General features: G+C 43.4%; 16 protein-coding genes and 1 pseudogene. 5 read left to right on the forward strand and 12 right to left on the reverse strand.

Going from position 1 to position 19,903, the window contains the following annotated elements; genetic code table 11:
* Positions 1 to 148 precede the first annotated feature (148 nt).
* Positions 149 to 2,287, forward strand: a complete 2,139-nt coding sequence (locus TW81_RS06080; RefSeq protein WP_045954815.1) for a TonB-dependent hemoglobin/transferrin/lactoferrin family receptor — start codon at positions 149 to 151, stop codon at positions 2,285 to 2,287.
* A 446-nt stretch (positions 2,288 to 2,733) separates the two neighbouring features.
* Here the strand turns inward: TW81_RS06080 and TW81_RS19005 are convergent, their stop codons facing one another.
* The 4 genes from TW81_RS19005 to TW81_RS06095 all read right to left on the reverse strand — a co-directional run bounded on the left by TW81_RS19005 (position 2,734) and on the right by TW81_RS06095 (position 5,465).
* Positions 2,734 to 2,985, reverse strand: coding sequence for a hypothetical protein (locus TW81_RS19005; protein ID WP_084715819.1), 252 nt, complete (start codon positions 2,983 to 2,985; stop codon positions 2,734 to 2,736).
* Positions 2,954 to 4,702, reverse strand: a complete 1,749-nt coding sequence (locus tag TW81_RS06085; protein ID WP_045954816.1) for an SgrR family transcriptional regulator — start codon at positions 4,700 to 4,702, stop codon at positions 2,954 to 2,956. Before TW81_RS06085 ends, TW81_RS19005 begins: the two co-directional genes overlap by 32 nt.
* Positions 4,703 to 4,779: 77 nt before the next feature.
* Positions 4,780 to 5,013, reverse strand: a complete 234-nt coding sequence (locus TW81_RS06090) for a DUF3389 family protein (protein WP_045954817.1) — start codon at positions 5,011 to 5,013, stop codon at positions 4,780 to 4,782.
* Positions 5,014 to 5,015: 2 nt separating this feature from the next.
* Positions 5,016 to 5,465, reverse strand: a complete 450-nt coding sequence (locus TW81_RS06095; RefSeq protein WP_045954818.1) for a hotdog fold thioesterase — start codon at positions 5,463 to 5,465, stop codon at positions 5,016 to 5,018.
* 97 nt (positions 5,466 to 5,562) lie between these two features.
* Between TW81_RS06095 and TW81_RS06100 the strand changes: the two genes are divergently transcribed.
* The gene (locus TW81_RS06100; protein WP_045954819.1) at positions 5,563 to 6,351 is read left to right on the forward strand and encodes a M48 family metallopeptidase; all 789 of its coding nucleotides are present in this window, start codon (positions 5,563 to 5,565) and stop codon (positions 6,349 to 6,351) included.
* A gap of 49 nt (positions 6,352 to 6,400) precedes the next feature.
* On the opposite strand, the gene TW81_RS06105 is transcribed toward TW81_RS06100, so the two are convergent.
* Positions 6,401 to 7,483: a site-2 protease family protein gene (locus TW81_RS06105; RefSeq protein ID WP_045954820.1), complete on the reverse strand. Its 1,083-nt coding sequence runs from the start codon at positions 7,481 to 7,483 to the stop codon at positions 6,401 to 6,403.
* Between the two features lie 252 nt (positions 7,484 to 7,735).
* On the opposite strand from TW81_RS06105, the gene TW81_RS06110 reads away from it, so the two are divergent.
* Positions 7,736 to 8,293 carry a PhnA domain-containing protein gene (locus tag TW81_RS06110; RefSeq protein WP_045954821.1) on the forward strand — a complete coding sequence of 186 codons (558 nt, stop codon included), beginning with the start codon at positions 7,736 to 7,738 and terminating at the stop codon, positions 8,291 to 8,293.
* Positions 8,294 to 8,352: 59 nt separating this feature from the next.
* Here TW81_RS06110 and TW81_RS06115 read toward each other — a convergent pair whose 3' ends face one another.
* The 4 genes and pseudogenes from TW81_RS06115 to TW81_RS06135 all read right to left on the reverse strand — a co-directional run bounded on the left by TW81_RS06115 (position 8,353) and on the right by TW81_RS06135 (position 11,869).
* Positions 8,353 to 9,051 carry a DUF1223 domain-containing protein gene (locus TW81_RS06115; protein ID WP_045954822.1) on the reverse strand — a complete coding sequence of 233 codons (699 nt, stop codon included), beginning with the start codon at positions 9,049 to 9,051 and terminating at the stop codon, positions 8,353 to 8,355.
* A gap of 120 nt (positions 9,052 to 9,171) precedes the next feature.
* Positions 9,172 to 9,363, reverse strand: a complete 192-nt coding sequence (locus TW81_RS06120) for a hypothetical protein (protein WP_045954823.1) — start codon at positions 9,361 to 9,363, stop codon at positions 9,172 to 9,174.
* Positions 9,364 to 9,651: 288 nt separating this feature from the next.
* Positions 9,652 to 9,882: pseudogene (locus TW81_RS19530) on the reverse strand (hypothetical protein); the annotation flags it as partial.
* A gap of 235 nt (positions 9,883 to 10,117) precedes the next feature.
* On the reverse strand, positions 10,118 to 11,869 hold the full coding sequence (locus TW81_RS06135; RefSeq protein WP_045954826.1) for a bifunctional metallophosphatase/5'-nucleotidase: 1,752 nt from the start codon (positions 11,867 to 11,869) through the stop codon (positions 10,118 to 10,120).
* 230 nt (positions 11,870 to 12,099) lie between these two features.
* On the opposite strand from TW81_RS06135, the gene TW81_RS06140 reads away from it, so the two are divergent.
* The gene (locus TW81_RS06140; protein WP_045954827.1) at positions 12,100 to 13,731 is read left to right on the forward strand and encodes an ATP-dependent endonuclease; all 1,632 of its coding nucleotides are present in this window, start codon (positions 12,100 to 12,102) and stop codon (positions 13,729 to 13,731) included.
* Positions 13,732 to 13,837: 106 nt separating this feature from the next.
* Here TW81_RS06140 and TW81_RS06145 read toward each other — a convergent pair whose 3' ends face one another.
* The 3 genes from TW81_RS06145 to TW81_RS06155 all read right to left on the reverse strand — a co-directional run bounded on the left by TW81_RS06145 (position 13,838) and on the right by TW81_RS06155 (position 18,136).
* Positions 13,838 to 14,323, reverse strand: coding sequence for a DUF1097 domain-containing protein (locus TW81_RS06145; protein ID WP_045954828.1), 486 nt, complete (start codon positions 14,321 to 14,323; stop codon positions 13,838 to 13,840).
* 242 nt (positions 14,324 to 14,565) lie between these two features.
* Entirely contained in the window at positions 14,566 to 16,971 is a 2,406-nt protein-coding gene (locus tag TW81_RS06150; protein WP_052706158.1) for a hybrid sensor histidine kinase/response regulator, read from the reverse strand.
* Positions 16,972 to 17,230: 259 nt separating this feature from the next.
* Positions 17,231 to 18,136, reverse strand: a complete 906-nt coding sequence (locus TW81_RS06155) for a LysR substrate-binding domain-containing protein (RefSeq protein WP_045954829.1) — start codon at positions 18,134 to 18,136, stop codon at positions 17,231 to 17,233.
* Between the two features lie 247 nt (positions 18,137 to 18,383).
* Between TW81_RS06155 and focA the strand changes: the two genes are divergently transcribed.
* Positions 18,384 to 19,832, forward strand: a complete 1,449-nt coding sequence (gene focA / locus TW81_RS06160; protein ID WP_045954830.1) for a formate transporter FocA — start codon at positions 18,384 to 18,386, stop codon at positions 19,830 to 19,832.
* Positions 19,833 to 19,903 lie beyond the last annotated feature (71 nt).

Genomic DNA, 19,903 nt, shown 5'->3' on the forward strand with positions numbered 1-19,903 from the left:
GTATTTAAAGAAAAATTTACTCTATGAACAGATAGTATAATATCTTAAAAAACGAAACACGGTAATACAAATAATAGTAATTATCATTTAGATCCAATAGAATCCAATCCGTTCAAAGAAACCTATATGGATCAAAGGTAATTATAAAATGTATAAGAAAACTTTCTTGTCAGCTTCAATTGTTTTAGCCCTTGCACCAACTGTTCACGCTGAAGAATTCGCCCTCTTCGATGAAGTTGTTGTCTCCGCCACGCGGACCGAACAAAGCAAAGCAGACGTTAGCTCTTCTATTGAAACTGTTTCATCAGAGCAAATTGACAATACGCTTTCTACCGATGTTAAACAAGCTCTTAAGTACACTCCCGGTGTTAACGCACAAGGTAGCGGACGATTCGGTATCTCTGGGTTTAATATCCGCGGTATGGAACAAAGCCGCGTAAAAGTCATGATCGATGACGTACAACAGCCTGTACCATACAACCCAGGAGCTACGGAGCAAAGAAAGTATCCGAACAGCATCGAAATCGACACACTACAGGCCATCGAGATAAACAAAGGCCCCTCTTCAACGCTCTACGGCTCTGACGCGCTTGGTGGCGTGGTACTATTTAGAACTAAAAACCCTGATGACGTATTGGTCACCGAAGGAGATGAGCATCGCTTCGGCATAAAAAGCGGTTACTCATCGGCCAATGAAGAGTTTAAAAACACGCTCACATGGGCAATGCGTCAAGGTAAGTTTGAATCACTGCTAATGGCGACCTACGCCAATGGTCACGAGACACAAACACATAGCTCAGGTTCTGAGGTTGAAGGCCCAGATCGTGGTGCGGCAAATCCGGCAGACAGCGAATTAGGTAACTTACTCGCTAAAGCCTTCTATCAAGCGAATGACTTGCATCGTTTTGGTGTGACAGTCGAGTATTACAACAAGCAGTACGACGAAGATGAGTTAAACTACAACGGCTACACAATTATGCCGGGCTTTACCTACACCGATAACTATAATCAGGATACCACTGAACGTCTACGCGTAGGCGTTTCCCATCAATGGTTGCTCAATTCGGCGATAACAGACAGCCTAGATTGGTCGCTAAACTTCCAAGATTCGAGTTCACTATCTAAAAACTACGATACAACCGGGTTCAACGGTGAACGAATGCGTGAGCGTGATTCTAGCGATAAGTCTATTCAGTTCAATGCGCAAGCTTCTAAACTAGCGGAAATGGGCTCTACAGCACACGAATTCACTTACGGTGTGAACTATGTCTCGACGAAGTTTAATCTGCAAAACACTGACTATAAATACACGCAAGGAACGCAATCTCCCGGCAGTACAGGCATTCCTGATGCCGATCTACTGCAATGGGGTTTATTCCTGCAAGACCAAGCTTATTTCTTAGATGATTCCCTAGTGATGACCGCAGGTCTGCGTTACGACTCTTTCAGCGCTACACCTAGTACAGACGATGGTTACACTACTGAATACCCAGAAAATAAAGACGATGCACTAACAGCAAAACTTGGTGCTGTGTATCACTTAAATGACAACCTCGCCCTGTTTGGTCAGATTAGCCAAGGCTTCAAAGCCCCGACGGTTTACGACTTGTACTATTTCTACAATCAAGGCGCCATCATAGAAGCTAACCCGAATCTTAAGTCAGAAAAAAGCCTCTCCTACGAAGCAGGTTTACGTGGTCAAAATGACAGTGCACGATTTGAGCTAACGACTTTCATATCTGACTACAACGATTTCATCACGCAAGAGAAAACGGGCGAGCAAGGTGGCAAAGACGTTATTTCCAAGAAGAACCTAGATGAAGTCGAAATCTATGGTGCTGAATTAAGCTCAACTATTCTTCTAGATAAGGCGTTCAACGCGCCGCAAGGCTTGTACTCACGTTTAGCGGTGGCTTATGCCGAGGGTGAAGACAAGAATTCAGGTGACGCGCTGGACTCAGTTGCACCGCTGACCGCTGATATTGGTTTGGGACTAGAACGATCTAGTTATGGTGCGTTAGCTAACGTTAAACTTGTTGCGCGTAAATCTGATTGGAACAGCGATACCAACGTCGATGCAGCGGGCTACGCTTTAGTCGATCTAACGGCTTACTATCGCCCTATTTCTGATCTAACGCTGCGTGCTGGCTTGTTTAATGTGCTAGATAAAAAATACTGGCTGTACGATGACCTGTCAGGTAGAGACGCTACGGGAGAAACGTTTAGCATTGATTCCAAAAGCCAACCGGGTCGAAATTGGGGTGTAACTGTCGATTATCAGTTCTAACTTACCCCGTTCAAAGTAAAAGCCAGCATACAAGCTGGCTTTTTCATTTTTACTATCAAGAGAAACTAAAAATCAATTCGTTAAATATCAAAAAAGCTCCCTTTTACAGGAGCTTTCTATGGTTTATTCATTAAAAAGAATCGAAAAATTGGTATGAATAGACCGATTATTTAGCTGTTGTCATCTCTTTTTTAACCATTACTGCTGCAGCAACAATGAAAGCGATGATAAGACCTAATTCCATTACAAACCCCTAAAGCAAAGTTGGAAAAACCGAAAAGAAACTGCGGTTATTCTAACACCTGAGATAAACAATGATAGTTTTTAACGAGGTTTTTACGCTTTTTATCGACTGAGATCAAAAGTAACCTAATAACGCTCATTTTTATATATTTACATCACGTATTGCTAGGGTTTATGGCTTGGTTATATATGCTAATATTTCGCTACTTTATAGTAACTTTGCCACCGATTATTTTGTAAGCAGGCGCACCTCTAATCAAAGTATCTCGGGCAAACTCGGCCCCACAATTTGGGCAAAAACAGGGCCTTTGTGTGTGGTCAAACACAATCCGTTCTTTAAAGCATTTGATCAAGGCACCTTTACCGCCTTTACGATATTTAAATAAGGTGGTTTTGCATTTAGAGCAAAAAATCTCGACGGTTTTAGTCGGTTGTTTCTTGTTGGGCTGAGCCACGGTAATCCTCGCTAACAACATTTGTCTGAATCGGCATATCGGGTTTCACCCAAACTTTACTGAAATCAAACCAGCCGAGCGCGTTACATTTTGCATTTTGTAATGAGCCGCAATGATCTTTGCTTACTCCCAACCAACAGTGGAACATTGGGATAAGTTGCATTTTTTCTACTAGAGACTTACCTAACTGCTGGGCGGGAAAGCTAGCATTTTGTGCCGCTTGCCAATCTTGCACTATTTCCGTCCAATAGGCGAAATCTGCTTCTTGACTAAGTGCTTCGATATCGCTGCTATTAAGTAACCAACCCGCCAAAGCGTCGTCTCTATTGGTGGTAATGCCCATGGGCTTAACCCAGATATCGACCTCTGAAGTATCTTCGACGCTTAGGTCATAGTTAATAAACTGCACCGTCAGACCATCCTCTTTCAGCAGGCCTTCAATACACTTCACTAAGGTTGGAAACATTGGGTGTTGACCATGATATGCGATAGTCACAGTGCGATACGATGGCGGGGATGTATAACCCTGCCTGGTATGATGGTACCAACCCGGTTTCAATCCGTGAGCAGGCAATACGCCAAGTTCAACGATTTTATCTTGGGGTAGATTCTGAAAAAGGTTTAGCGTAGCTAATTTATGCGTGAAATAATTCGCCCAATCGTTAGACGCAGCAAGCCCATTTTTCCTATTTAACAACAAATATGTACAGCCGGGGTCCAAATCGACACTTTCAACATAGTTCGCCACTTTTGGCTTTAAAGGCTTGGTTAAACTTGGAAATATCATCGATGAATGAACATCATCAATGACCCACACTTCTATTTGATCCAATAACGGCCTAAAGCCAAAGTAGCCGTCATACGCCTGCAACACTAATCGCTTACTATCATTTTGGACAATTTTATACGGACCAGTACCAATCGGAAATAGGTCATGATTGTCTGCTCTACTCTCTTGAGGAAGCATTATTTTCGCGCAAGACTCCGATAGAAGTAACGGCAATTGGTAGTCATCCCGCTCAAGCTCAATGTCAACAATCAGTTGACTTGGAGAGCTGACGTTCGCAATATGCGCGAAGAGTTTTCTTGCCTTTAGCGCGAATAGATTGTCGACGACGATTTGCGAAGTGAGTAACTCACCATTATGAAACCTTACGCTAGGCCGTAAGTAGAAACGCCAGTGCTTCGGCGTGAGCATTTCCCACGAATGCGCAAGATTAGGTTGAAGTTGCTCACTATCGTCGATATAGGTCAAACCACTGTAAATTTGCTGAACAATATGCAGTTCAGATCGCCTTAACGGAAGCGTTGGATTGAGAGTAGAGAGTGGACGATAGTATGGGAGCCGAACAACTTGCTGCCCTTCTTGATGAACGATACCCAAGTAGCTTTCAACCACTTGTGCAAGTTTCGCAGTATCTTGGTCGAGCACTTTAAGTGCCTGACCGATTTTGCCTTCTTCTAAGTAACGACGCGCAAGGTTTTCACTGACATCAGCGCGACTGCGCTTAAAAATTAGTTGAGATAATTTTCCTCGTCCAGGCGCAGGGTGCCATTCCAACCAGCCTTCTTCTTCCATTTTGTTGAGGACGATACGTGCATTACGTCTAGTACAAAACAAAATATCGGTAATATCTTCCAATTGGACGCCATTGTCTTGGCCTTTATAGTGCTCAAATAGGGTTTCAAATTGAACTCTAAGTCGTGGACTGCTCATAAAGAGGAAATCTCATTATTGTATGACTAACAGTAAGTTTCCTCATTTAGCTGGTGCGAATCAAGTTCAGGCAAGAATTATTGGACTTGAATGCCGATTTGCTCAGCAATCTGTTGAATTTGTTGTTCATTATCCAACTTAATCGACCACTTAGTTTCACTGCCGTTGGCCGCTATCACATTGGCACCACGGCCAATCAATCCAATCGCATCAATTTGAGCTTGAAGTGTCACCATATACTCGCCTGATAGCTTAATCACGATTTCATGCGACGTGACAATAACTTTACCACCTGTAAATGGGATAACCACTATTACTCCTTGCCCTTTTCCAAACGCTCACTTTTTGCCTGCTTTACCGCCATCGTTAGCCGGCTTGTACAGACCAATCTCTCACGTTCATCGGTAATGTTGATTTGCCATACTTGAGTTGAAACGCCAATATGAATCGGCTTGGCGGTACCAATGACATGCCCACTTCGCATCGATCGAATATGATTGGCGTTGATTTCTAGTCCAACACAGTAACTCCCTTCAGAGACGCAAAAATTAGCAGCAATAGAGCCCAATGTTTCAGCAAGTACCGCAGAGGCACCACCATGCAGCATACCTAACGGTTGGTGAGTAAACGAACAAACTGGCATTGTCGCAGAAATAAAGTCCTCACCAACATCGGTGTAAACGATATTCAAGTGCTCCATTAACGTGTTTTGTGATGTTCTATTGAGTGTTTCTAGATCGATCGCTTTTTTCCAAATGGCCATTTTACCTTCCGCTCGTTATCGGTATTACAAGAATTGTAACCTAATGCTATGATGTGTATAGCTTAATTGTAATATTGCGTTTGAAATGGAGAAATCAATGCAAACGTGGTCCAAACTCCTCACTCTTTCGGCTTCTATCGCGCTGTCTGCCTGCTCTTCGTCGCCTACTGGACGTAACCAGTTGATCCTATTCTCTGACTCAGACATGAGCAATTTAGGTGCCCAATCTTTTGAACAGATGAAACAAAGTCAAAAAATCAGTAGCGATGAAAAAACCAATGCTTATGTTCAGTGTGTCGCAAACGCAATTACGCAGCATGTTCCTAAACAAACGGGCTTTACTCAATGGGAAGTGGTGGTATTCGACAGCAAACAGGTCAATGCGTTTGCACTGCCTGGGGGGAAAATTGGTGTGTATACCGGGCTACTAGGTGTTGCCGTCAATCAAGATCAGCTTGCGACGGTTATCGGTCACGAAATTGCACACGTACTCGCCGACCACAGTAATGAAAGGTTGTCTCAATCTCAACTCGCTAATGCTGGACTGCAAATAACCAATATTGCGCTTGGCGCTTCCGAATACGCTCAATATCGTGGGGCGACAATGGCTGCACTTGGTTTGGGCGTTCAATATGGTGTTTTGATGCCTTATGGACGAACTCAAGAGTCAGAGGCCGATATCGTTGGCCTTGAGTTGATGGCAAAGTCTGGTTTCAACCCGAAACAAAGCATCGATTTGTGGAGAAATATGGCCAAAGCATCAGGAGGTTCACAACCACCTGAACTCTTGTCCACTCACCCTTCTCACGATACACGTATTAGCGATCTAACAGAGAAAATTAGTTCCCTGCCAAACTATCAAGCGAAACGACCAAACTGCCAATAACCATTGCAACAAAGGGAGCCTCTGCTCCCTTTTGTTTGTTAACCAGTATTTAAGTCCCCAGGATCAAAAGTGGTAGGCTTAGCAACTGATCGCCCGTCGATGCGAAGAACCAAATAATACCTATCAATGCCGACACTAGGCCTAAATACCAAATCGAAGCAACGATTTGCCCATATCGGTCAAGGGGCAGCAAATGACTATGATCACGGCCACGCCATTCGATGACAATTTCCAGCATCCCCATGATCAACAAGAAGCCAAATAAAGTTAAGCCAAGGGAATAACTGAGTACAACGCCACCAGCCGCTGCCGCAGTACACAAAACAATACCGGTAAGGCTATTCATTGAAAAGCTAATGCTCTTCAATACGTGCCCACCATCAAGAGGTAAAATCGGCAGTAAGTTAAACAGATTCAAAAACGCGTTAAACACCGCTAATCCGGCAAAGAACATTTCACCGGTCACAAGATAGACAAGCAGCAAAATGAGCGACAATATCAAACCGTACATTGGCCCCATTATCGAGATCACTACGTCTTGCCAGCGGGTATTGATTTTCTCATCACTGAGAGCTAAACCGCCCAAGAAAGGAACTAGATAGATGCCTTTGGTTTTCATGCCAAAGTATTTCATCGCCCGGACGTGGCCATATTCATGAAAGACTAAACACGCAACCAAAGCGAGCGCGAACTGAAAAGAGAACAACCAAGAATAGGCGGCAAGGCTGGCTGATGCGAGTACCACCTTGATCAGCTTGGCACTTTTAAGCGCCTTCATACCCAAAGACACTAAACCAATAAGGCTAAACTTACGCTCTGGTTCTGGCTGCGTAAAAGGTGTCTGCTGCTCAATGTCTTTTGTGTTCCTGCGGCCTTGAGAAAGAGTTTGCTCATTAACGCTTGCGACGTAATCTAAGCTAAATGGCTGCCATACAAGGTTGGTTTCGAGCTTACACACTAGCTCTTGTTCACCATTTAATAATTTAAACTCATGGTAAGAAGTGTCACCCCGCTCCGCGCTAGCATCAAGCTGTGAGACCAGTTGATTGTCCCAAAATAGCTTCTGCCAACCGGCCATAGAGCCTTCAAGTCGCAATGGTTTACCCAAAAACTCGATCGATAGTAATTCCAACTTCTAACCTATTAATTTGATATAACATGATGTCTAATTATGCCTATCAAGACTAAAGAGGTAAAGAACGCGTATATTTAGTGACGTCGTCACTTTTATTAATTCTCTGATAAGTCTACATTTGTTGTCATTTACAACGCTCAAAATCGTTAAAATGACGATTTATCCTCTATATATCCTATACCCCTTTATTTTCGGTGGATAAAGTGGATAATAGCCCGCGTTATTAACACTGATAAATGTGAGTCCAATATGTCTTCTGAAGCTACTATGCTAGAACGCTGCCAATCAAAATGTGAACTATGCGCCGCTGACGCACCATTAACGGCATACGCTGTTCCTCCGCACAGCCACGTGACAGTCGATTACGGAATCATGGTATGTGATAAGTGTTTGGGCGAGATCGATGATCCAAAAGATATTAACCACTGGCGTTGTCTAAATGACAGCATGTGGAGCCAAGTTCCCGCTGTTCAGGTAACAGCATGGCGTCAACTAACGCGTCTTAACTCAGAGAGCTGGGCACAAGATGCACTAGACATGATGTACATGGAAGAAGAGCAAATGAACTGGGCAATGACGGGAATGTCTGCTGAAGACAAACCATTCGATTGCAACGGCGTTGAACTGAAAAAAGGTGACGACGTAACGGTAATTAAAGACCTGCCAGTTAAAGGGACTAACCAAGTCATCAAGCAAGGCACGGTTATCCGTGGTATCAGCATTGGCGACGATCCTAAGCTGGTTTCTGGTAAGGCGAATGGCGGTCAATCTATGTACGTTATCGCTGAGTTCTGTCGTAAGAAGTAATTCGAATCGCGATATCACAGATAAAGCTAGGGCGCTCGATTGAGCGCCTTTTTAGTGCATTACTCAATTTTTCCTGCCACCGTTTGTACACGTTCAAAACGGCCAACAGGGGTAATCCAAGCAGCAACGGCGTCAATGTCATTCAATCGACCTTGATATGCAAACATCCAATGGCCTTTGCTTGATCTCGATTGCGAACGTTCGACAGCAATGAAGTCATGTTCCAACGTCTTACCTCTATTCTCGCCAGCTTGTATTTGAGTTGTCTGGTTGTTTGAAAGGAAAATAATGGTCGCGTCTAACGGCTGATCGCTATCGTATTTTAGTTCAAAAGAATTCCCGTTACGCACCAATGTCAAACGGCTCGCCAGTGGTTGCTGGTTGGATGGCAAGGCTTTATTGACCCAATTAAAAAAACCTCTCCATTCTTTTCCATCAACCACAAAACCCGGTGTGTATACGCTGCCTAACACATCATAAGCATGATATAGCCGTTGCAATTGGGAAAATTCTGCTTTGGCAAACTTATCCTCCCAGCCTAAGTAATCCCAATAGTCAACATGGTAGACGATAGGGATGATCTCTTGCCACAACCTATCATTGTGTTCAAACTTAGAGATAAATGCATCAGCAGGTGGACAGCTTGAGCAGCCTTCAGAGGTGAAAAGCTCAACGACCTGAGCGGGTTGCCCCTCATTGGTCCAAATCTGGCCAGAAGTCAGTGTTGATACAACAGATAGAGCAATTAGCGCCGTCATTCCCAGTTCCTAGTCGGTAATGCTTACATATCAATACTGACCGCTCTGGTAAGAATTTACTTTCGCTCTAAAACAAAAAACGCCAGCAAACTGCCAGCGCTTTTCAATTCGTTATCGAGATTAACGATATAGACCGATATCTTTTTGCATGTGACCAGACAGATCAGACGTGTAGTTAACACGGGGTTCACTGTTGTCGACAATAAGAATATCTAATAAGTGTGCAATCAATCCTTTGAAAGAAACCGAGTAGGTTTTTTTATCCATAGAGATGGGAGCTTCGATACTACCAATGTGCATTGCTTGTGCCATGATTGCCTCTCTATAAAACTGCTTAATTCGTTTTGATGAGGCAATATTAAGTAAACTTTCGCCGTACAAAAAATGACTATTTTTCTAAATTCAGATTAGTTTTACTTATACAACAACCCCTTAACACATCGACATTTTTTATACCCACAATTTGCGAATAACAATGCGCGAATTGGCGATATTTAGAATTATAAATTCAAACAAAACAAAATAGGCCTGCGCAATATCACAAATATTTTACATAAAAATCAGTTCAATTACGCAAATGTTTTGTATAAAACAATTAGTTTATTTATTAATAGTAATTGTGGCTCGTTGTATTTCATTCTTGCGCTTAATTATTGAAGCAACAACAGCAATTATCATAACACTCAGTAAGACCAATAGTGATACCGCAGTTGGAACTTCCCATTTAGAGCCGACCAATTGCATCTCTATGCCGATAAACACCATAACGAAAGATAGTACAGGTTTGATATAGAAAAACTTATCCATTATGACTTGTAGTACAAAGACCAAAAAGGAGCAAATAGTTGCTCCTTTTTCCACTGCGTTCCCATGGTGTGTTTCTAGGTGGCTGATGCGATCATATTTGCTTGCTGTTGAACTTACACGCCACCCACAGGGATAAAGTAGACTAACGCTGACCACACACTTACCCAACTGATAACGACAGCAACATCAACCCAATCTTTACTCCACATAATACCCTCCTTTGAGTACTATTCACTCGTAGAACGAACCCAAGGAGTAATTAGCAACCTTTATGCCAGCGCTGCAACGCACTTTGTTCCGTACTGCAATCAAGTGCTTGTGGGTGGTCTGCCAGAAATTTAATAAAGCAGTCTGCCATAGAATAAGTGGTCACGATGCCTTCGCCTTCCATATTCAGTATGGCTTCATATCCCTCTTTACCTTTCATGGTATACGCTGAAGATGTACCGGTATACAGTCGCTCTTGTTCAATCGGTTGCCAAACACCTTCATCGCTTTGAATTTCAAGGCTGCGGACACGCTCACCTTGCTTAGCCTCCGGGAGATACTCAAAGCGCAAATTGTGTGTATACGGATAAGAGCCATCACCAGTTCCTTCAACGCCATTGTTAAGCGCGTTATTTAACGCACCTTCGAGTATCAATGGCAAATGTTGACCTTTTATATTGTATACCCCAATAGGTACGGCAAAAGGCAACAACTTTCCGGCAACGTCGGCGACAGAAACGTCACCTGGGTTAAGAGAGGTTCTAACCCCGCCCGCATTGTGGATTGCGAATTCACTCTGATAGCCGGATTGATTCATCGTGTAAGTAAACGACTGCGCCACTAACGGGGCGATTTCACTTGCGCCTTGTTCATCTGGCACGCGAATATGGCGCAGTTTCCGCTCGGATCTCGCGATGATTTTTCGCTGTAACTCACGCACTTGACTGGTGTAGTTGTCAGTCAACAGGCTTTGCAGTGCGATATCTTTCTTACAGACGACAACGTTTGGATGGCTATCAATAAAGTCTCGCGCCATTTGGTAAGGGCTTTCTGTGTGTGTCGAATTCATATTGGCATCAATAAACAGCCGGCGCCCGAGCAGCAGTTCATTTTTACCGCTGAATGACACAACAGAGCCATCACTGGCAAACTCGATATCACAATGCCCTAAGGTCAACGCATGAAACCCTGCTTGCACGATATGGGTGTTGTTAACTTTGATGCCGTAATCATCTTCTTTTGCCAACCCAAGCGCACTAAAATCACCCTGTAACTTGTGACTATGTCCACCGACGATAACACTGATCCCATCGACATAATTTGGTAAATCTAAGTCGGCCTCATAGCCCATATGGCTCAGTAGAATTATCTTATTGATACCCGATTTTTGTATTTGCGCTACGGTGTTCTGCGCTGTTTGAATCGAGCTTACAAATGGGGTATCCCAATCTGGATTCGAGATATCAGCCATTTTGTCGAGTGCTAAAGAAAAAATTGCGATAGATTCGTCACCAACTTTCTTTTCAATCCATGTTGCTGATTTACTCGTTTGATCAAAGCTGTATACAGCGGGGTTATCTGACAACCGATACCGCTTTTGTTTTCCTTCACGACTCAGATCCCAGTTCCCTGCCAATAGTGGGAACTCAATGTTGCGCGCAAATTGTGCAACAGGTTCATTACCCATATCGAGTTCATGGTTACCAAGAGCCATCGCATCGATGTTCAACCCATTAAGCATGGTGGCATTGGCTTCACCTTTGAACAGTGAAAAATAGAGCGTACCTTGAAAACAGTCACCCGCATGAAGGAATAAAAAACCCTGCTTGCGTGCTCGTGCTTGGTCGCGCAGTTGATTGACTCTCGTAGCGATACGAGCAAAGCCACCAGCGCTAACATAGGGCGTTAAGGATTGACCGTGAACATCGATGGTGAGTGGCAGTGAGGTCGGTTCAAAGTAAGAATGGGTATCGTTAATGTGTGCTAGCCGTAACTTGATTGTTTTATTGTTTTTATCTGTCATATCTTCTCTCTCTTTTCACGCTATCCTAACGCAATCCATATGACAGATTCATTATATTTCACAGTTTTTGTATGTACGACGTTCTCTATACATAGTTCGATGAGAGATGAATCGGTATTGAACAAGGATTGACCAGATTCATATTTAACAACGGCTTTGTGAGCTAAACGTCTGCTAATACAGTACTTTTCGATTATGCTTAAATAAACCAAAGCGTAATGGAGCCATCTATGAAGCTAGAGCGAATAGAAATTTCTGGTTTTCGCGGAATCAAACGTCTTTCTATTGCATTTGATGAATTAACCACTCTTATTGGCGAAAATACTTGGGGTAAATCTTCTTTACTTGATGCCCTCTCCGTTGCTCTTCCGCCTGAAGGTGTGCCATATCAATTTGAGATGACGGACTTCCACGTCGACTACTCGATCGCTCATCCACAAACACAACATTTACAAATTGTATTAAGTTTAGTTTCTACTGATAAGCATGAAGTCAACGCGGGTCGCTATCGCAAGATAAAACCGATTTGGAATCATGAATCTCCCGGAGCAAGTCGAATTATTTATCGGCTCAGCGCCTCTCGCGATCGGTACAACATCGAAACGCACTATACATTTCTCGACTTAGCTGGCAATCCAATAAAGCTACACCATTCAGAAAAGCTCGCGCAGGAGTTGATGAGTCTTCATCCGGTGATCCGTTTACGCGATTCAAGGAGATTTGAGCGCCCCTTTGCCGACACTAAAGATGTCAATACGCGCGTAGAAAAACGTATCGACAACACGTGCCGTCGATTGATGGCCATTCCTGGTCATGTGAACAAGGGCGAAATGCGCAGTAGCCTCAACTCTATGAATGCCTTGGTCGAACACTACTTTTCTTTCAAGCCCAATTCACGTAAGAACTTGCGTAAACAGCGCGATGGAATATTTTTTAACGCCTCTCCCGGTTCAAAGAGCATTTCTCAAGTCGTCGAAGAAACCAAGGACAAGCAAACACGCCTACTCTTTATGGGCTTACTTAACGCTTACTTACAAGCCAAGGGACCAAATGAACTTAGACGTTGCGCACGTCCTTTGTTGATCATTGAAGATCCCGAAGGCCGCTTGCATCCAACACATCTCGCTCGTGCTTGGGGTTTGTTGCAGCTACTGCCGATGCAAAAGATCCTCACCACCAACAGCGGAGAGCTACTTGGTCAGGTTCCGCTATCCAGTATTCGACGTTTGGTACGTATGTCGGATAGAACGATCACTAAATACATCCCCGATCAAGGTTTAGGACGAGATGAACTAAGACGAATCGGTTTCCACATTCGCTTTCACCGCTCAGGGGCTTTATTTGCACGATGTTGGTTGCTGGTCGAAGGCGAAACTGAAGTATGGCTATTTAACGAGCTAGCGAATCAATGTGGCTATAATCTTGCTGCTGAAGGAGTGCAGATCATCGAGTTTGCTCAGTCAGGATTAAAGTCTCTAATTAAAGTTGCGAAAGCATTTGGCATTGACTGGCATGTGGTTACTGATGGCGACCCTGCGGGTAAGAAATATGCTGCCACCGTTAAGGCACAACTCGAGCATGATCAGCAAAGACATCGTCTAACTGAGCTACCCGACAGAGATATTGAACACTTTTTATATAACAACGGGTTCGAACCCTTCTTTAAAAAGATGATTCACATCCCGTTAGATCACCCGATTCCAGCTAAGAAAGTGGTCACCCGCGTATTGAAAAAGTTTGCTAAACCCGATCTTGCTTTAGCTATTGTCTCCCATTGTGAGAAAAAAGGTATCGAAGACATCCCTATTCTACTTAGGTGGACGCTAAAACGTGTCGTTACCATGGCCAATGGCAATACGTAAAAAAGCGGCATCTAATCATTAGATGCCGCGTATCAAAAATTTTGCTGATACAAATCAATCGGGGGTATCCTAAGCGACGCTAACGCCGACAGGATTACATCAAAGGCTAAGAGCGTGTCGGTAAACTTGCGTTAGCCTGAGATTGCGTTGACTTTTGATGTACCCACATGCCGCTTGCTTTCATTAAGTAGCCAAACAACCCACCCAGAATCAGAGAAGGTACCACTAATTTCCAGTTTCCGTCAGCGGCAAACGTTGCACACGATCCGATAAAGGTTCCAGGTATATAACCTAGCCAAGCTTGTTTAGCCTGCACACACATAAGAAAGGCGACAATTGCAGTGATCATGTAACCCAGAATCTCAAGCGAAGCGAACTGAGAGGCATTGATGATGACCATTGCCCAAAACACACCACTCATATTCGTAATCAAGTTAACTGATAGCCCTTTGAGGCCATCATTCGGCGAGGCAAAATAACTGGTACAACCAAGAAATCCAGCCCACGACAGCAAGCCTAATGAGATGGCTACCCAACCCCAAAGCCCTGATAAAATGCCTGTAGTAAGAGAAATTGCGACTAAAGTGCTCATTACGCCTCGCCCAGTGTGTTGTTTCACACATCAAAAGTACAAGTACGCATAATAGGTAAAATTCAGCCGACAAATCAATACATAGATCACAATTCAAAAGAGACACATTGCGTTGTATTCATTATTATTGTGACGCAAGCGATATTTCAACAGATTTAGTAAATGAAAACATTAATTCTCTGCTCGATATCGGTATTTGACCCGCATTTAAATTGAGGGCTACGAAGCTAAATAGAATCGCCCTAATTCCGTAGCAAATTCAATTTCTCTATCAGCACTTCACGTTTAAAAGGCTTTGGAAAGTAGTCATCCATCCCACTCTCATAGCACTTGCGTATATCATCATCAAGCACCGAGGCAGTGAGAGCAATAATGTAAGTCTGTTTGATTTCTTGCTGGTGTTCGAATGCTCTAATTGCTTTGGTCGCTTCGAATCCGTCTAAGACAGGCATCATGCAGTCCATAAGTATAAGGTCTATGTTGCTGTGATCCTTTTGATATATTTCGACAGCTTCCTGCCCATTGCTGGCAATATCAAAATCGATGGATTGCTTTTTAAGGTTAAGCGTCACCACTTGCTGATTTACACGATTGTCCTCGACAACCAGCACCTTTAAACCATTCTGAATCTTAGGTGTGGTTTCAGAGGGCGGCGGCTGCGACTCTTGAATAGGATGCAAATTCCTAAGTGTATTCTTCAAGCGATTACCAAACAATGGATGGGTAAGAATGGCAGAAACTTCGAGGTCATTTGCCTCGGTGGCAATCTTGTAATTGCGAATAAACACCAAATCATGGCACGGATAGCGGATTTTCAAAGCTTGGTTATGACTAGGATCATCAAATAAAATGAACGCCTTATTTGGGGCATTGCTTACACCTATTGAGCTTGTTTCCAGTATCGTGGTTTTAATTGCGAAACGCTTAAGTTCAGATAATAACAATTGATTCGGACGATCTGAAAAGTAATAGACGTCCGTCTTGAAGTCTGGGATCATTTGATGATGGTCGCGCTCAAACTCAAGTTCGAAAGAAAACTCACTTCCACATCCTTTTGCTGAATTTACTTCTATTCTACCTCCCATCAAATCAACCATCTTAGTGCAAATGGCTAAACCGAGCCCAGTTCCACCATACTCTTTTGATGTCTCTTCGTCCGCTTGTTTGAACTCGTCAAATATCTTGTTTTGCTTCTCTGCATCAATGCCAATCCCAGTATCTTTCACCGAGAACTTGATAATTACGGCTGCGTCCGTCTGATTAATAAATTGAACCGTAAACACAATGCTTCCCTTTTTAGTAAACTTGATCGCATTGGAGGCAAGGTTCATCAGTATTTGGCGCAGTTTTTGTTCATCCGCTTTTACATAGTTTGGCAACTGATTGTCGATTTTTATCTCTATATCTAAAGATTTCTGCTCAGCTTTTGGTGCAATTATTGCCACAGTGTCGAATATAACCTCTTTTATCGCAGTGGTATGGAGACAAATCTTCAGTTGACCGGATTCAATTTTGGATAAGTCCAAAATGTCGTTGATCAACATAAGCAATGTTTGTGACGAACTATTGATGGTTTCTAGGTAGCTTTTTTGCATCGCATTTAACCGAGAATCACTCAGGATATCAATCATGCCTAAAATGCCGTTCAACGGCGTGCGGATCTCGTGAGACATGTTTGCCAAAAACAAACTTTTCGCTCGATTTGCCTGTTTTTCGCTCTGGTGGGCATGAATCAATCGCTGCTCTAAGATGGATGTCTGTTGAATAACGTACAGCAGGATTAATACGATAGAAGCAACCAGAATAATCGACGCCAGCACGTGGATATTTTCATATTCAGCAACTTGATTATTGATTTGTATAGGCAGAACATCGAAAACAGCTTTCAGATCCGCTTCCAATTTGTGAATAGTTTTCCTTAGTTCGCCATGATGGCCTTGATTATGTGAATAACCAAGCTCTTCAAAAGCACTTTGTAAGCGATAAAATGCATTTCGGAACTCTTCGAATTGACCTCGGAGTTTATCGCTAGCGTCATCATTATCCATCTGAAAGTGGATCTGATTTAGATTACGCTCTATTTGCGGCAAAATATCTGGTTCAAAATCAGAAAAAAACTGCAACATCAGATCTTGAGTGGAAAGGAGAAGAAGATCGATTTGTTTCAACTCTGCTTCAATGAGTGTTCGCTCGAACGTCAGCACTTTGCTTTTGAACCTATCAATCAGTCCTTGCTCTTCGCCTATACCATGTATACGCAGTGCAACTATTGCCAGTTGGTCAAAATGATCGATATAGTCTTCAATATAGCCCAATGCCCTTGGATTGTTATAATCTATTTTGATAGCTAACCGCTCTAAAACCGCGTCTATTTGATGGATCTGACTGAGTAACTCTTGATGGGCTTGTTTCATCTGACTGAGGTATTTTTGATCAAGTCGAACGATAAAGTCTTTCTCGTGACGGCGCATCATCAGCATCGCATTAGACGCGGATAATACATTCTTTTGCAGTTCGATCAGATCGTGCTTGCTCTCAAGCATTGAGTGTTCGGTGTGAAAGAAAATAGCGAGCAACAAAATAATCAACGCAGCACTAATAATCAACGTTTTACGTATTGCTCGTGTGTAAGTAGATTGCGTTATCACTCTCTCTCCATTTCGTTTGGCGCGGCTCACCGACCTATTAGAGTGTAAACTAAAATGTCTAACATAGTGGTGAGTGTTGAACTAAAGAGGTAGTTTAGGATATAGGATGTACTCAATGACTCGAACACGCCACGTCAAATGTGTCCTAATATTCAGCCAAACTAGTTTTCTACAGCCAGACGTTAGCGAACGCCTTTTTTAATCGCTGCACCACTCAGTAGTCATAGACTTGCCTTTTTGGATCCACTTCGAATAATTTTTACAAAACCGATGGCTTACCTTTCATCATCCGTGCCCCCTCTCGTTTGATACACTCTATCAAGGGGTTTTCGATCATATCGGCGCGCCAAATAAAAGAGAGTGTCCTTTCCATCGATAGCTCTGGAACATTCAGTGCAACAAGCTGTCCACTTGCGATAGACCTTTCCACATCTAAATAAGGTAAACAGGTTAAGTATTGGCCATGCTCAACCATGCTACGCAGTACAGGCACATGTTCATACTCTCTCCAGACATCTAAATCTTCGATCAAGCGGTGAATAGCGCTGTCGAAGTTCATGCGCGTTCCACTACCATGTTCGCGAAGTACCCAACGTGCTTGCTCAAGTTGCGCCAAACTTACACTGCTGTGTTTGGCAAATGGGTGGTGGGCTGCGGCAACGACGGTTAGATGATCGCGACACCACACTTCTTGGCTCAGGCGGCTATCATCACAGCGCCCTTCGATGATGCCGATATCGTATTTGTAGTCGAGCACACCTTGAATCACGCTGTCTGTACTTTTAACGTTGAGCGAAATCCGCATCTCAGGAAATGAGTTATCAATAATACTGATAAGATCAGGAACAAGATGTTCAGCTGGGGTCTGGCTTGCGCCCAGCTTTACTTGTCCACTCAGTAAATGTTGTTCATAGAAGCCCATTTCGATTTGTTGAGCATCCTGCAGCAAGCGCTTGGCTTTGGGTCTTAACCACATTCCCCAGTGGGTCAATGCCATTTGCTTACCCTGTCTTTCGAACAGCGGGCGACCAAGCATTTTTTCTAGCTGCGCAAGCGACATACTGGTTGCTGATTGTGTCAACGCCAGTTTATCTGCAGCCAAGCTGACACTGCCTGAGTCCGCGACGGCATCAAACACTGCAAGCTGTTTTAGTGAATATCTCATCCTACTCCCTGAATATCCTATCTGGCACGATTTTATCGGGTAACTTTATGATTTTTAGTCATTTAACCAAAATATAAGCAAGTTGTTTCATTTTACGCTTCCTAGAATACATATCAATAATTCTGATGTGGTTTTTAAAAATTATCAATTTTACCTCTAGTCACTGCCTACCTATTCTGAATCCACAGCGAACGGTTATTCGCTGACTTTAAGGAGGAAACTATGACATTTGTATTGGGGCGCGGTTATGACACGTGATCAAATGAATAATCATTATTTGTCACCCGTCGAGATGATGGCTGAAGCTGAAAATTTCGCTTTGAGCAAAGCCAAGAAAAGCAGCGTCATGACACTTTGCCTTGCAATCATGGCCGGATTATTCATTGGCCTAGCGTTCTTGTTTTATATCACGGTCACAACAGGCAGCTCAGAGATCGGTTGGGGATTAAGCCGCTTAGCGGGTGGTATCGCATTTAGTATGGGGCTGATTTTAGTTGTGATTTGCGGCGGCGAGTTGTTCACCAGTTCAGTTTTATCGAGTATTTCGTGGGCCAATAAGCAAATAAGCTTTTCCAATATGCTTGCAGGATGGGGAAAAGTTTATGTCGGAAACTTTATTGGTGCCATGTTGCTGTTGCTCATTGTAACCAGTGCCGGGCTATACCAAATGGACCATGGTCAATGGGGCATCAATGCGCTAAACATCGCACAACATAAGCTACACCATACTCCCGTTGAGGCATTCGCACTGGGAGTACTTTGTAATCTTTTGGTCTGCCTCGCTATTTGGCTAACCTTCAGCAGTAGCAATGCCATGACTAAAGCTGCGATGACCATTTTGCCTGTTGCAATGTTTGTATCAAGCGGCTTTGAACACTGCGTCGCCAACATGTTTATGGTTCCTCTAGGTATTGTTATTCATACCTTCGCACCAGAGAGCTTTTGGCATCAGATCGGCGTTAACCAAGCTCAGTTTTCTGATCTCAGCATTCATCAGTTTGTATTTGCCAACCTTATTCCCGTAACGCTGGGAAATATCCTTGGCGGCTCGGTACTTGTCGGGCTGGCCAACTGGGCAATCTATCGCAGGCCACAAATAAAAGCGGCCAATCTTCACTTAATTACCACAACAACTCAGATTCAATCGGCTAAGGAAATCAGCATGAACAACCATCTTAATGCAACAGATATTATGAATAGCAAACCACTCGTATTAAGGGCGGAAATGACGACTGCTGTCGCCATTGATATGTTACTCGACAACCAGTTGATAGCGGCACCCGTGTGTACACCCGAGGGGCATTTAGTCGGTGTTTTATCCGCGCATGACGTGATGGTTGATCTTTGGTGCCAAGATTACCTCCCCCCAAAAACGCAAACCGTTGCCGAGCTTATGACCAAGGATGTCATTGCTATTGATGCGGCGGACAAGTTGGTCGATATTGTTGAATTTATGTGTATTGATAAAGATAAGCTCTATCCAACAACAAGTATGGGTATTGCCACCCAATTCACCTCTTTATCATTAGAAGAGAGAGCAAAAAGCATGAAAGTGAGTAAGCCGCACATGTTACCTGTGCTCGATAACGGAATATTAGTCGGTGTGGTGAGTCGAGAAGAAATATTAACCGCTTTGCGTCCGATTTATGGAGAGCGAGTGAGTATTGTTGAATCACCGGAGCTTCAATCGGCGTAAGTACAAAACACTACCACGCAACGCTAGGTTTTTGGTTAGGAAATAAGTCGCTTGACCAAAAAAGCCCCCGG

The sequence above is a fragment of the Vibrio galatheae genome (assembly GCF_000967545.1).
GTDB classification, from domain to species: Bacteria; Pseudomonadota; Gammaproteobacteria; order Enterobacterales; family Vibrionaceae; genus Vibrio; species Vibrio galatheae.